The sequence below is a fragment of the Neopararhizobium haloflavum genome (assembly GCF_002750855.1).
Lineage (GTDB): Bacteria > Pseudomonadota > Alphaproteobacteria > Rhizobiales > Rhizobiaceae > Georhizobium > Georhizobium haloflavum.
This window is the reverse complement of record NZ_NWUC01000001.1, coordinates 607,836-621,226: the sequence shown is the minus strand read 5'-3', so window position 1 is coordinate 621,226 and position 13,391 is coordinate 607,836. Positions and strand designations below refer to the sequence as shown.

The following is a 13,391-nucleotide window of genomic DNA, read 5'->3' as shown; positions in this document are numbered from 1 at the left end:
ACACGTCAATCCAGGGAGATCGCAATGGACAGCAACGATGCGGTCCAACCGCTCTTAACAGCTCTACACATCGAAGGGACACTGCCGACCGAAGACGAGGCACGCCTGCGCGCCCTTTCATTCCGCACCCGAACATTCGGCGAGGGCGAAACAATCGTCGCCGAGGGGAGCCAGCCGACGGAAAGCTGTGTGGTGGTCGATGGTTTTGCCGCGCGCGTGCACTTCATGGAAGATGGCGCCCGGCAGGTTTCCGCGATCCACATTGCCGGTGATTTCGTCGATCTCCATTCATTGCATCTTGAGGAGATGGATCACGAGGTGTCCGCTCTTGGCCCCTGCAAGGTGGCGAGCGTTCCGCATGAGGAGCTGCAGCATCTCGTCGACGAGAGCCCCCATTTGATGTGGCTGTTCTGGCGTCTCACGGTCAAGGATGCCGCCATCGGCCGCGCCTGGATTTCGGCACTCGGTCGCCTGGCGGCGGACCAGCATCTGGCGCATTTGGTCTGCGAACTTTATGAGCGATTAAACGCCGCAGGCCTTGCCGATGACCACCGCTTTTCCCTGCCGGCCACGCAGATCGACCTTGCCGATATGCTTGGTCTCTCCTCGGTGCATGTGAACAGAACGATAAAGTTGCTGTGCGAGCGTGGACTTCTCGACTGGCAGCAGCGCGAGATCCAGATCCTCCGCCCGACAGCGCTTAAGGAGCTCGCCCAATTTTCAGGCGAATATCTTCGCCTTAGTATGAGTGAGCAACGATCACCCCGTCGCGCACGGGTTGCGCGGTGACGGGGTTTGTCCGAATGGGCGAGCGGGCTTTCGGCCTCAGCTCTGCCGCGCCTTGCGATTGGCGTAGCGCAGATCGCGCGCCGCCTTTCGCGCGACTTCATCCTCCACCACTCGTGAAATGCGGTCGCCTTCCGCCTTCTCGCGTGCGTCACTCTCCGCTTTCGCAGCCGCCTCGAGGGCAGCCTGCTGCGCAAGGGCTTCGGCGGCAATCCGCTCCTCTTCCTCGCGCTTGATGCGCTGGCGCTCTTCCCGTCTTGCGTCGCGGGCCTCGGCCACCGCCAGGCGCTCTGCCTGTCGCTGAAGCCGCATCGGCTCTGCGGCTTGCTGAGCCGCGCGGTGGGCCTGCAGTTGAGCGGCCTTTGCCTCGGCTGCGGCGGTGCGTCGGTCGGAAAAATCGGGGAGTTTGTTGTTCTTCAAGATAAGGTTCCGGTGATGTTTTTGGTCTGCGAGCGTCAGGCGGAAGCGGCGCGCCGGGATACCAGCGCGGCTGCGACACGGCTGCGATCGCTTTGTTCCTTGGCAAGCCGCGCTCTTTTAAGGCGCAGGGTTTTTTCTGCCCGCGCGTCGACCAATGTCTCGACTTCGGTGCGGGCGCGACCTTTTGCGAGGAACTGTGATTGCGTCTTGCTGAAGGCGGTTTCGGCCAGTTGCCGCGCCTTGCTGTATTCTTGTGTCATGGGATGTCACGATTCGTATGGCTACGCTCGCTGATAGGAGCAGCAACAAAAAAGGTCAGGCGAACGGCCTGACCTTCCTGGAACTCATGCTCTCGACCAGGTCGAACGGACCAAGGAAAACGAGAGCAGAGACATGATTAAGCGGCTTGAAGATTGCAGGCCGACATTTTGCCCGACTTGGCGTCGCGCTCAATCTCGTAGTTGATCTTCTGTCCTTCGACGATGGCGCGCATACCGGCGCGCTCGACCGCGGTGATGTGGACGAATGCATCCTGTCCGCCATCATCCGGCTGAATGAAGCCGAAGCCCTTGGTGGAATTGAACCATTTAACGGTGCCAGTGGTCATGATGAACCCTCTCATAGCAAACTGAAATTCCCCCCGCCGCGACTGCGACGAGATGGGTAGGCGCGATTTTTGAAAGAGAGGTCTGTTCAGGGCGCGGTGCCAATCGCGCGATAACCAAAGCTCGGCAAGCAAATATCGATCAGCCGCAAATAGTGGATAGGCTCGCGAATGTCAACGTGTGCCGGCCCAGCATCGAAAACGCTGGCAACATGACCGCGGTGCAACAGCCCACAAGATCGCGTTCCAGGCGGAAGTGCAGGGAACATGCATGCATTTTGGATCGGCATCCGCAATCCAGATGGAACAACCACTGGTTTAATTGAAGAGCCGAGACGCTGCCCCGGCTCCATAGAACGCCATAGCGGGCGCCAACGTCTAGAAGGTCTACGCCGCTTTGCTGGCCTTCGCGCGATCGTTGGCGCCGGCATCGGCCAGCTTCGTCAGATCGCCGTCGGTCTTCATCTCTTCCTGCAAAGTCGCATCGAGAAGTTTCGCAGCATCCTTCATGCCGAGCTCAGTCGCCCAGCGCTTCAGCGTGCCATAGCGCGTCATTTCATAGTGCTCAACGGCCTGGGCGGCGGAGATGAGACCGGCATCGAGCGCCGCCGTTCCCTTGAACTCGTCCATGATCTCCTCGCCTTCCGAGATGATGCCCTCGATCGCATCGCATGTCTTACCGCGCGCCGGCTTGCCGATCAGCTCGAAAACCTGTTGGAGCCGCGTCACATGCTCTTCGGTCTCGTCGCGGTGTTTCTCGAAGGCGGCCTTCAGTTCGTCAGACTGCGCCGCGCGCTGCATTTTGGGCAGCGCCTTCAGGATTTTGCGCTCGGCGTAATAGATGTCTTTCAGCGTGTCGTGGAAGAGATCGTCCAGCGTCTTTTCTTTGGCCATGGTAGATGTCCCTTTTTGGTTGGCGGTCGCGGATATGCGGCCGGCAGCACCAAACTGCGAGCCTGCGGCGCTGTTCCGCCAAGCCAATAATTTCTGCCCGACCATCACCTCCGCGTGAAACCTATTGCCGAAAATTTTTTACACGACACATGACGATGGCCCCGGCCGCCACCGGGGCCGGCGAAGCCGTGGCCTGTCCATGAGTAAACCGGCATGACGCGGCTTCGCTGTATGCGCGCTCGCGAAAATCGGGCTTTCGCCGCAAGGACGGGGCGGCACACCATATTGCCGGCGCTGTCATTCGGCCCACCTTCATGATCCGGACAGCACAAAAAAAGCCCCGCTAAACGGGGCTCTCTGGCGACGGTTCAACCAGTCCTAGTCCTCTTGCTGGCTAACCGGCTTCGCTCTCGCCGCTTTGCCGCGGGGAATAGGCGGACAGAGAATGCGGAAAGTGTGGGGATCATAATAGCGCAGCAGCTGCATGACGAACTGCTTGGCGTCAACCTGCAGCGCATCGGCGAACATCTGATACTTTTCCGGCGGCACGCGCCCGCGGCCGCTCTCGATCTGCGAGATGAAACTGTAATAGCCGATATCGGTCAGTTTCGCGAGTTCGCGCTGCGACAATCCGGCCGTTTCCCGAAGGCTCCTGAGATAAAGCCCGGCCTGCTGGCGCAGCTTCATCACGTCGTCTGCATTCATGCCCTGCTGTGGATGTCCGAACATTCAAGCCACCTTACTGAGTCCATCTTGGATGCCTCGAGCAATTCAAAGCCCGCCCCAGTACATGCCCCCGTATAAGTCACACTTTACGGTAAAGCAACATTGATTCTAACGTGCGCGAGATATTCCGTGATTCCACCCTCTGGTAGTGCCAGAACCGCTGCAAAGCCCGGTTTTGCGCGGCAATTCTACGTCTGAGGTTGCAGAGCCACGGGTATTACAGCACCTAAAAAGATGCTGAAGTTCAACCAAACGAACATTTCCGATTGACAGGGTAGAGGTAGGAAGTTACGCAACAGCCTGACCACTTCGGTCGAACGGCACCTACCCCGGTTGCCACCTCCGCTCACGAAGGTCGGAAACACTAGAGGAAAGATATTATGGCTTCAGTGCAGGGAATTTACATCGCGCTTTTCGGGCGCCCGGCCGATCCGCTCGGTCTCGAATTCTACAATGAATCGACCAACAACGGTCAGGACATCTCCAACATCGGCGCGCTCGCCGGTCAGCCGGAATATCTCGATCGCTTCGAAGGCATGACCAACGTCGAGATCGTCAACTCGATCTACGTTTCGCTCTTCGGCCGCGACGCTGATTTCGCAGGTCTCACCTACTGGTCCGCACGCCTGAACTCGGGCGAGCTGTCGATCGAGCAGATCGCCATCGCCATCTATGACGGCGCGCTCGGCGACGACCTCGCAACGGTAATGAACAAGGAAGCAGCCGCTGACCTCTTCACCGCGTCGATCGACACGGCCGAAGAACTGCTCGCCTACCAGGGCGAAGCTGCTGCCGACGCTGGTCGTGCGTTCTTGGCGGACATCGACGAAACCGAGGAAAGCGTTCCGACCCAGGCTGAAGTCGATGCCTACATCGAAGCTGAAGTCGTTGAAGGCGGCGATGACCTGCCGGGCGACGAAGGTGAAACCTTTACTCTGACCGATGAAGTCGAACAACTCGTCGGCACGGCTGACAACGATACCTTCCAGGCCACCTTCGGTGGGGCTACGGAAACTCTCAACACATTCGATGCGATTGATGGCGCGGGTGGCACTGACACACTCACGGTTCTTTCGAATGCTGGATTTGCGCTTGGCGGTCTTCCTACGAATGTCGACGTGAGCAACATCGAAGTATTCAATCTTGTGCAGGCTGCCAACGGTACGGCGGTCACCGCAACGAGCTTTGCTGCCGCGGGTGCTGAACAGCTTTGGCAAGTCAATAACGCAGGCGCTGTCACAGCCGTTGGCGCAGGGTTGACTGTTGGCTTCCGTGATACGGTCGTTGAGGCTGGAGATACGGTGACGGTAAGCGACGGCACGACCACAGCAGCAGTAGCGCTGGACGGTGTGACATCAGGTTCTGTTGTTACAGTGCTCGAGGCAACTGCGGATGACCTGACGTCGGTTACCGTTTCAGGAGATGTGGCCACGACGGGCGGATTGACGGTCGATACATCTGGTACAACTGCCACCGACACTATCAGTCTGAACCTGACTTCCGACGGTACTGTCACCCTCACGACGGATGTTGCTGTCGTTGAGACTGTTGATGCTTCCGGCTCCACAGGTGATTTGACGATTGATGCTTCGGCGATCACCGCGCTTGAGACGTTCAATGGCGGCTCCGGTGATGACACGTTGACTGCGGATAATGCAGTGCTCACTGCTGATGCCGTTTCAATCAATGCAGGTGCCGGCGATGACACCATCAATTTTGCGATTGATGCTGGTGCTGCTGCGATCGCTTCCACCCTCACCGGTGGTGCAGGGGGCGACACGTTTGTCTTGACATCGGCCGCCGACGGCAATCTTTTTGCAGCCAGCGATAATGATGATCTGCTCGACAGCTTGGTAACGATCACTGACTTCAATGCTGATGATGATGTGTTGGATATTTCAGATATCGTAACTGGAGCGCGGACTCTTCAAAACACCGTCGACGCCGCCGCTAGTGGTGCCGCCGACTTGTTTGCTGCCACGGATGCGGTTGCCGATGTTACGGCGAATGGTGGCTACTCGCTGTTCGACTTTGGCGGCGACACCTACATCTATGCGGAAATCGGTACCGCTGACGGTCTTGATGCAGGCGATGCACTGGTGAAGGTAACTGGAACGGCTATTGCTGATCTTGATGCCTCGACGAACTTCGTCGTTGCCTAATCGTCTTACGCAAGAGTAATGAAGCTTTGGCCCTGCCATCTCTTGATGGTGGGGCCATTCACTTTTGCGCCTTCGTCCAAAATTAATTCGAGAGCTGTCAGGCGGCATTCTTCGCAGGAGCACACCACCATGAATCTCTTAATCGTTATTGCCCTAGCGCTATTCGCCTCCCCCGCTATTGCCGACGAATGCACCTTTCCCGAGCGCGCGCCCATCGAGACGGGCGAAACGACGCAATACCAGTTCCACGACAGTTGCGGGGAACCCTATGAGGTCGGCTATCGTCTCGACAACACGACCCTCCATTTCCCGCGCGGCGGCCGGCATGAGCTGCCGGAAGCGGGTCCTGACAAAGCCGAAACCATTTTTCGCGAGACCTATGGTCTCATCGGCGATACGGATGCCCTGATCCGCACCAAATGGTAGCCGGTTACTTACCGCGCAATCACAGAATGCTATTGCCGGACTAGCTGCTAAAAGGTATCAACGTCACTGGAGACATTTAAACCGTGTTTCCTCTTGAGTTGGCCCTCAGATCGGGGAAAATCTGGGGGCCATTTCATGTCCGGCCTCGCCCGTTGCGCCAAACCACTGTCTTGGTCGCACTACCATCTCCGCCCCTCAACCGATGTCGTAATTCCGCCGGATGAACAGCACGACATAGATGAGAATGCACGTGATCAGCATTTTCACTATGACCCCGCCGGCCACCGGATCGAGGCCGGCCAGGCGGAACATCATCGAAAGCAGCACCGTGATGCCGAGCAGCGCGTAGACGATGGACATGAGACGCCTGTAGCGTGTCTTCATTGCACCGTATTGATGGGCAAGCCACCAGCAAGCGAGAATGACCGTGATGGAGCTGACGGCGTCGAGAAAGAACCAGAGCGCCATCATGACTTTTTCTCTCCAAAGACGCGGTCCTGAAACGCCTTGACCGCTACCTCGCCGCCCGACCCCATGATGAAGCCGGCCGCGAGATAGGCGTAGGCGCCGCCATCCATGAACGAGTTGATGACATTGGCGACGATCCCGCCCAGGAAGACGGCCGAGATCGCGCCGGCGACGCCCTGGACGATGCGCTTGCGCGTCTCCTTCTCCGGTGCCAGGACTGCGCGGAAGAATGCGCCGGCAATGCCCGAGACGGTGAGGAGCTGGATCTGCTGACCCATCTCCTTCCACATCTCGGTCCAATTCTCGAAAGCCATGGTGCCCCGCTGATGGGTTAGAAAAGGCCGGACGGCCGACGATCGCCGACCGTCTTCTTGATCGTGTGCCCGCCCATATAGAGCCCGAGATAGAGGCTGGTGACGCCGAGCAGCATGGCAAGGTCGACGAGCACCATGCCGGGCCAGAGCGCTGCCTTGATGATCGGCGCGACGATGAGCGCCCAGGTCCAGAGCGCGCCGAGCAGCCACATCCAGCTTGGCCGCCAGCCCCAGCCGAAGAAGCCCTCGCTCTTTTCCATCTCGGCCAGCATCAACCGATTGGCTTCCTTCTGCTGCGCGACATAGGCGAGCACCAGCTCGGGCGAGTCCTTTTCGACCTGGCGCACCGCCGCCTGCAGATCGTTCGGGTTTATCGACGGGATCTCCTCCGGCGGCACACCGGCCTTGCCGGCAACGGCGTCGATGACCGTCCCGGCGAGCGCGCCGCCTGCGCCGAAGCGATCGGCAAGGATGGATTTGACGACCGGCGCGCCGACCTTGATCGCCGCGTCGAGGATGAGGGAGGCAATGGCCGACATCAGATCCGCGCCTCCCGCTGATAGGCGGCCTTGCGGGCCTTCGCCGCGCGTGCCTTGGCGATGAAATGCACCGCGATGATGAGCGCGAAGACGGCTGCAACAGCAAGCATCCAGCCGGTCGTCGGATCGAAGGTGGATGGATCGATCGTCTCGCCGCCGGCGGCTGCGCCGCCGCTCGCCGCCCCGGCCGTGCCGCTGGCCCCGGCATTCGTCTTGGCGGTCTTCTCGTCGCGCTCGGCGCTCTCGGCCTCGCCCTTGAGGATCAGTTTGCGCGAGGCCTTGCTGACCGCCATCGCTTCGAGAGCCATTTTGACGCCCTTCGCCTCGATGTCGGCAACGCGGTTGCCCCAGCCGCGGCCGAAGGTCTTCCAGATCGCAAGAGACTGCATGAAGCCGAGCCGCTTGCGGCAGATGGCTTTCACCGTATCGGCGTGGTTGTTGGAGCCGACGGCCGCCTTCAGCCATTTGACGCCGCGCGAGACGCCGGAATTGACCGATGCGTCATAGGTGGCAAGATCGACGCCCGGCACCAGATTGTAGCGTCCGGCCGTCGGCGCCCAGTAATTGTCGCGGTAGATTTCCAGCGCCTCGGCCTTGGTGATCTGCCGGACCGGCCGCGGCGGCTCACCGCGCGATTTCAGCCAGCCATGATAGGTGCCTTCCGTCACGCCATACATGGTCTTGCCGCCCGGATCGTCGGGATGGTCCGCCCACCCCCCTTCCCAGGCAGCCGTGATCGGATGGCACACGCTGAAGCGGTCCATGGTATTCTCCATATTGAATGAGATCGGATGTCGTCTGTCGTTATGTCCTGCCGGTCATCTGAGAGAACCGGGAACATCGGGCTTGTCGGGCGCTTGGGAGGCTGGTCGGCAGCACAATGGAGCTGAAGGACATGCGCATCGAGCGTGCTACACTGATCCTTTCGGTCGGTTTGCTTGTCTTTGCCTGCCTGACCTGGATCGGCCTGCACTACCTGGCCGAACTGCTCTATTGAGGTGTAGAATGGAAACCGAACTCTTGAGCGCCATCCTGTTCATCGCAGCCTGTGGCCTCACCATCACCCTCGCCATCTGGGCGTTGACCTAACCCTGTGCGCGCTTGAGCGCGCATTGCCGCCGGGTCCCAATTGCGGCGGCCAACTGCTCCGCCAGAATGTCTGGCGGAGCTTTTTCCATGACAGTCCGGATGGACCATTGCCACCTGCCCTTACGTCAGCGCATGATTGGCGGGCCAGCGCTTGGCGTTGGCAGGCGACGGCACGCATCGGTTTTGCCCCCCAGCGCCAGGCGGCCGTCGCCACCACGGCCTAATCTTTCAGGCACGTCGTCCAGACTGTTTACGTCTTGGAAACCATATTCCGGCAGGTTGGGCATGCACGGCTGAAGGTACTGCGTCGGCCGCGCTTTTTCCACGAGAGCGATCGTCCAATGCTGACCGAGCCGCAACGCGTGGACGTACTCGGGCTGGTTCGCCGGCTCGAAACTGCGCGGGTATCAACGTTCCGCCAAGCGGCAGCCCGCCGGGCCTTGCACAGGATCTCCACGGCGACGGAGCCGTTGGTATCAACGCAAGACCTATCCGGCTCCAGGCTTTCCGATCTGTCGGAGCTGGTCGAGTCCGTCGACAGGTCCCTCGGCGCTTATTGGCGTTACGGCGTTGTTCCCTTCGACACGACGAGCAAGATGATTGTCGCGCTGCTTCGACAAGCAGGCGAAGACGAGCTTGCGCACCGTCTCCTTGCGGCTTGGCGACGACACCATCCGACCGCTGTTCGTTTGGGGGATGATACACATCAAAATGACAGTGAGTTTCGGGGATAGCCCTTCAGCTGCGCTGCATTTTGAATGTATATCTTATTTTTCTAAATCAGAGTTCATGCAAACTGTCTCGCGGCCTGAGATTGTTTCGTGCTCGGCCTCCACCGTTCGGATGATTGGGAGAGAACAGGATGGAAGACGTTTATACCGGGATGCCGGATATCGAAGCGCGCCCTGCAAACCGGCACATGCCCTTTCAGCAAGGCAAGCTGATCGACGGGCGGAACACCTCTATGACATCCGATTCAAGCGATCAGCAGCTCCGTGCGATGCTGGCCAGATGGTCGCTGGACATCGCCATTGATGCGGAAACAGCGAGCGATCCGCGTCTCACCGCCCTTGCGGTTGGTTTCGCTCTGTCGCGCTGTGCCTCTATCTTTGACGAATCGCCTTGAGGGACTATCAGCGGTCATCTTTCCCTGCGCCATTGCCTGGCTGCTTCAGCTCCAGCACCGTCGTCGCCCCGCCACCGCGGTTCGCCTTGTGCGTCACGCCGGTGATGCGGTAGCTGCCATCGATCCCCGGTCGCGCGCCTGAAAGAACGAACGTGCCTTCTGCCTGGGCTTCTGGTGCGAGGTCGATCTCGACCGAGCCAGAGCCAGCATCGCGCTCGGCATTTACCTTGTGGGCTTCGGCGAAGCTCCGGGCCTGCGTCTCGTCGGCTGCAGAACCACGAATGTCGTCGATGGCATCGAGATCCGCGCCGTCGATATCGATTTCCGTCACCACGAACTGCGCCGTCTCGCGGTCAAAGTAGCGCGCACGAGCCTTGCCGTAGCGGGCACGACCGCGTGTCGGATCGATGTTGATGCTGATGACGTTGCCCGGCACCGTGCCACGTACCGTCGGCATCGCTTGACCAATGGCCGACAACCCCTGCCCGCGCCTGGCGAACACGGCCCGGTCGCCGCGGATCTTGAAGGTGGCGCCGAACTGGCGCGCCAGCTTCTCGCCCCATGCCAGGAACGAGACCCCATCCGGCGACCAGTAATCGCGCATGATGGAGGCGAAAGCCGGGTCAACGATCATGCCGGAGAGGCCTGCCAGGCGTGCAGCCTTGTCCAGCGCATGGCCAAGCGTGGCATCGTCGAGATGCCAGCGCTGACCCTCCTTTGCCTTGCCGCGCGTATCGAACCCCTTGGCGTTCACCTGCAGCAACCGCCCGCCGCCACGCGTCAGCGTCCAGGGCGTGGAATCGACGACACCGTCGAAGCAGGACACGCCATTGAGGAAGATACCCACTTTCGCGCCGGTGCGCGGCAGGAGACACTGCCCGCCCGTGTCGTCGAAAGTGAGGCGCGCCGCATCGGAGGCCGTGCCATCCCGGTCAACGATCTCGATCGCCGTCAGAAGCGGCCGCATGAAGCTGCTGACATCCGATCCGTCGATCGTGACGCGCCAGTCGACTGTCCACGCCATGACGATTATCCGAACAGCCGGACGACAGGCCGCGCGGCAAAAGGCACTGGGCCCGGACGGTCAGGAATGACAACGACAGTGCCGACCGGCAGGAACGGTCCCTGATCGGCGAGACCTGGGTTGAGGGCAAGCGTCGCCGGCAGAAGCTCGCGTGCAAGGCGTGGCCCGAGTTCAGCCGCCAGGATCTGGTCGAGGACGATGCCCTCACCCCTGATGGTGATCTGCTTCGGCATCGCGGCTACCGTCCGATCACATTGAACAGCGAGACCAGCGCGCCGACGATCGACGCACTCGCCTGCTCGGGTGCCGATTTGGCCAGCGTCACCGAATGCTTGAGTGCCGAGCCGACGCCGTCGCGGAAAAGGCCGGAGTGCTCCTCACGGATTTCTTCGACGACGAACCAGCCGAACATCTTGCCGTCGCCGCGCATGACAGGCAGCGTCTCGCCGCCACGACGGAAGGCATGCAGCGCCTCGAGCTCGGTCAGTCCGCCGACCTTTTGCGGCAGCAACTGTCCGGAGATGACGATGCGATCGTCTCCCTCGCCCATGAACTCACGCGACGGCAGCGACCCGATGACGGGCTTCACCGCATAGTCGGCAGCGCCCGTCCGCTCGACCTCCTCGATATTGAAGGGTCGTGTGTCGACCGTCACCGTACCGATCTGGAACAACATGAACGCCTCAGTCTAAATGGTTGGATGACCGTCGCAGGCGGCAAGGCCGAACGGCCGTCCGAGCTGATGCGAGGCGCCGTCCGCAGGCCAGCGCGCAGCGCGTTGCGGCCGTGAGGACAAACAATCCTCAATACCCCGGATATGTCGTGTCGGCGTGGATGCCGTCGTAATCGATGCGCGAGCGCTTCACCGAGGCGTCGACACTGTCGCTCAGCGTGCCGATGCGCTTCAGCGCCTGTTCCAGCGCATCCGCCTCGCGCTTTGCCGCGCGGATCGAGGTTGCGTCTATAGTCGGCGTTGCCGTGACGCTGAAGGCCTGGCTGATGCGATGGCCGATCTCCTCGGCCTTTAGCAACGCCTTGACGCCCTCCGCTTCCACCGGCTGCGCGATGTCGGGCTTCGGGGTCGGGAGAGGAATTGCACCCGGCTGCACTATTTTGACCGTTCCCGCATCCCCCATATGGGAGATGGCGTAGGCCTGCGTTGCCGTCATGCGGCTACGCTGATAGGCGGCCTCGCGTTCGGCGGCGGCGGCGGCCCGTTTGGCCCGGCGCTCGGCATTGGCCTTTGTGCGTGCCTCATTGCCAAGAACCAGGTGTTCGACGGCGTCGGCGAAGCGATCCTGTGTCACCTTCACTTCCGGCTTCTGGTACTGATCCGTGAAGCGGTCACCGAGGACGTCCCGGCTGAGACGCTCGCGCCTGCGCCGGACGGCAATGTCTGTATCGTCATCCGGCGCAACAAGACCGAGGGCCTGCCCGGCATCGCGAATGGCATTGATGCCATCGCTGATCGAGTTGATCGTACCGGCCAGATTCTCGAAGAACGCCTGGGCGGGTGACTCGTCGCCCTCCATCCCCATCAGCTCGCCGATCGCCGCGGCCAGTTCGCCAACGGCGGCCTGTGCCTGGCCGAGCTCGCGCGTGTCGATCTTCGTCTCGAAGCTTTCGAGGCCCTTGCTGATCTCATTGATCAGCGAGCGGATATCCTGCAGCCGGGCCTTGGCAGCCGGCATGCCGGCTGTGCCGACATCGATGATGAGTTCGCCAAAATCGTTCTTCAAGAGCTGCCACTGGCTCCAGAAGTCGTCGAGCTTCGCCTGATAGGATCTGCCGAGGGATCCGAACCAGTCATTGCCGGCCGCATAGGTCAGATTGCGGATCAGCTCGTCCATGCCGGTCGAGAGCGCACTGACCTCGCCTGAGAACCCCTGCCCCAAAATCCCGGTGAGGATCTCGGCACGCTTGAACTTGTCGAGCTTCTGGACACGCTTCAGGAAGTCGAGCAAAGCCCCATTGGCATCCTCTTCGAGAAGCTCGGTGAAGTCGTCCGCATCCTCATAGAGCTGTTCGAAGGCTTCATGCGACTGCTTGGTGCGCTTCGGCGTCAGAAGGTTCGTCGTCAGCGTATCCATCGCCCGTGCCGCGACTTCGGCCGGCAGCTTCATGTTGACGAGCGAGGCACCGAGCGCCGCGCTTTGCTCGTTGGCGAGCCCGAAATCATTCAGCTTCTTGCCAACGCGGTCGAGGAACATGACGATGTCGCGTTCGTCGGCAATGCCGGTGTCGGCCAGCCCGTTGATCAGGTCGAAGAACTTCTCCATCCGGTCGATGGGAATATCGAGATTGGTCTCAAAACCCGCAGCCGCATTGCCGACATCCTCGGCCGACATCTCGAAGGCATCGGCGGCCATGGCGGAAAGTCGCGCAAACTCCCGCAGCTCGCCAAGCGGAATGCCGGCAGCAGCGCCGCGCTCATAGGCAGCGGCGATCTCTTCGATCGGAACGGCCAGTTCACCTGATGTTGCGAGATCCTTGATCTCTTCGCCGAGTGCCCGTGTCTCATTCGCTGTCGTCCCGGCCTTCTTCTCGATCGCCGTCAGCGCGCTTTCGAAGTCGGCTGTCCGCGACACGACCTCCTTGGTCGCAAGGCCAATCGCGGCCGGTGTGGCAACACCGGCGACGCTGGCCAGCATCATCGAGCGCGCCTGCCCCATCGAATAGGCAGAGGCGGCCGTCAGTCGCTGGCTGCGCCGCGTGCGCCGCTCCAGGCGATCGAGCGAGTTCTCGACACCGCGCGCCGGACGGCTGAACCGGTCTCTGAGCGAGAGGACGAGCTCGGAGGATAGGCGTGCCAT

The 13,391-nt window shown here is 60.8% G+C and carries 17 protein-coding genes; 4 read left to right on the top strand and 13 right to left on the bottom strand.

Annotated elements, in window-relative coordinates; genetic code table 11:
• The first annotated feature begins 24 nt into the window (after positions 1–24).
• Entirely contained in the window at positions 25–789 is a 765-nt protein-coding gene (locus tag CN673_RS03205) for a Crp/Fnr family transcriptional regulator (RefSeq protein ID WP_099864758.1), read from the top strand.
• Positions 790–825: 36 nt separating this feature from the next.
• On the opposite strand, the gene CN673_RS03200 is transcribed toward CN673_RS03205, so the two are convergent.
• The 5 genes from CN673_RS03200 to CN673_RS03180 form a co-directional block, all read right to left on the bottom strand.
• The gene (locus tag CN673_RS03200; RefSeq protein WP_099864757.1) at positions 826–1,206 is read right to left on the bottom strand and encodes a DUF6481 family protein; all 381 of its coding nucleotides are present in this window, start codon (positions 1,204–1,206) and stop codon (positions 826–828) included.
• 35 nt (positions 1,207–1,241) lie between these two features.
• A complete protein-coding gene (locus tag CN673_RS03195) occupies positions 1,242–1,466 on the bottom strand; it encodes a hypothetical protein (protein ID WP_099864756.1) in 225 nt (74 codons plus the stop codon).
• A gap of 137 nt (positions 1,467–1,603) precedes the next feature.
• Entirely contained in the window at positions 1,604–1,813 is a 210-nt protein-coding gene (locus CN673_RS03190) for a cold-shock protein (RefSeq protein WP_099865041.1), read from the bottom strand.
• Positions 1,814–2,197: 384 nt separating this feature from the next.
• Positions 2,198–2,704 carry a YciE/YciF ferroxidase family protein gene (locus CN673_RS03185; protein WP_099864755.1) on the bottom strand — a complete coding sequence of 169 codons (507 nt, stop codon included), beginning with the start codon at positions 2,702–2,704 and terminating at the stop codon, positions 2,198–2,200.
• A gap of 378 nt (positions 2,705–3,082) precedes the next feature.
• Positions 3,083–3,433: a helix-turn-helix domain-containing protein gene (locus CN673_RS03180; RefSeq protein WP_099864754.1), complete on the bottom strand. Its 351-nt coding sequence runs from the start codon at positions 3,431–3,433 to the stop codon at positions 3,083–3,085.
• Between the two features lie 377 nt (positions 3,434–3,810).
• Here CN673_RS03180 and CN673_RS03175 point away from each other — a divergent pair, with 377 nt between their 5' ends.
• A complete protein-coding gene (locus CN673_RS03175; RefSeq protein ID WP_099864753.1) occupies positions 3,811–5,592 on the top strand; it encodes a DUF4214 domain-containing protein in 1,782 nt (593 codons plus the stop codon).
• Between the two features lie 129 nt (positions 5,593–5,721).
• Positions 5,722–6,018: a hypothetical protein gene (locus CN673_RS03170; RefSeq protein ID WP_099864752.1), complete on the top strand. Its 297-nt coding sequence runs from the start codon at positions 5,722–5,724 to the stop codon at positions 6,016–6,018.
• A 195-nt stretch (positions 6,019–6,213) separates the two neighbouring features.
• On the opposite strand, the gene CN673_RS03165 is transcribed toward CN673_RS03170, so the two are convergent.
• The 4 genes from CN673_RS03165 to CN673_RS03150 are packed head-to-tail and all read right to left on the bottom strand — an operon-like array spanning position 6,214 to position 8,103.
• A complete protein-coding gene (locus tag CN673_RS03165; RefSeq protein ID WP_099864751.1) occupies positions 6,214–6,489 on the bottom strand; it encodes a hypothetical protein in 276 nt (91 codons plus the stop codon).
• Entirely contained in the window at positions 6,486–6,800 is a 315-nt protein-coding gene (locus CN673_RS03160; RefSeq protein WP_099864750.1) for a hypothetical protein, read from the bottom strand. The genes CN673_RS03165 and CN673_RS03160 overlap by 4 nt, the downstream gene beginning before the upstream one ends.
• 17 nt (positions 6,801–6,817) lie before the next feature.
• Positions 6,818–7,339 carry a 3TM-type holin gene (locus CN673_RS03155; protein WP_099864749.1) on the bottom strand — a complete coding sequence of 174 codons (522 nt, stop codon included), beginning with the start codon at positions 7,337–7,339 and terminating at the stop codon, positions 6,818–6,820.
• Positions 7,339–8,103, bottom strand: coding sequence for a glycoside hydrolase family 108 protein (locus CN673_RS03150; RefSeq protein WP_245409751.1), 765 nt, complete (start codon positions 8,101–8,103; stop codon positions 7,339–7,341). The genes CN673_RS03155 and CN673_RS03150 overlap by 1 nt, the downstream gene beginning before the upstream one ends.
• 1,208 nt (positions 8,104–9,311) lie before the next feature.
• On the opposite strand from CN673_RS03150, the gene CN673_RS03140 reads away from it, so the two are divergent.
• Positions 9,312–9,554: a hypothetical protein gene (locus tag CN673_RS03140; RefSeq protein WP_157928778.1), complete on the top strand. Its 243-nt coding sequence runs from the start codon at positions 9,312–9,314 to the stop codon at positions 9,552–9,554.
• Positions 9,555–9,561: 7 nt separating this feature from the next.
• Here CN673_RS03140 and CN673_RS03135 read toward each other — a convergent pair whose 3' ends face one another.
• From CN673_RS03135 to CN673_RS03120, 4 genes are all read right to left on the bottom strand, one after another.
• Positions 9,562–10,578 carry a phage late control D family protein gene (locus tag CN673_RS03135; RefSeq protein WP_099864745.1) on the bottom strand — a complete coding sequence of 339 codons (1,017 nt, stop codon included), beginning with the start codon at positions 10,576–10,578 and terminating at the stop codon, positions 9,562–9,564.
• A 5-nt stretch (positions 10,579–10,583) separates the two neighbouring features.
• The gene (locus CN673_RS03130; RefSeq protein WP_099864744.1) at positions 10,584–10,811 is read right to left on the bottom strand and encodes a tail protein X; all 228 of its coding nucleotides are present in this window, start codon (positions 10,809–10,811) and stop codon (positions 10,584–10,586) included.
• A gap of 5 nt (positions 10,812–10,816) precedes the next feature.
• Positions 10,817–11,254 carry a phage tail protein gene (locus CN673_RS03125; protein WP_099864743.1) on the bottom strand — a complete coding sequence of 146 codons (438 nt, stop codon included), beginning with the start codon at positions 11,252–11,254 and terminating at the stop codon, positions 10,817–10,819.
• A gap of 127 nt (positions 11,255–11,381) precedes the next feature.
• On the bottom strand, positions 11,382–13,391 hold the full coding sequence (locus tag CN673_RS03120; RefSeq protein WP_099864742.1) for a phage tail tape measure protein: 2,010 nt from the start codon (positions 13,389–13,391) through the stop codon (positions 11,382–11,384).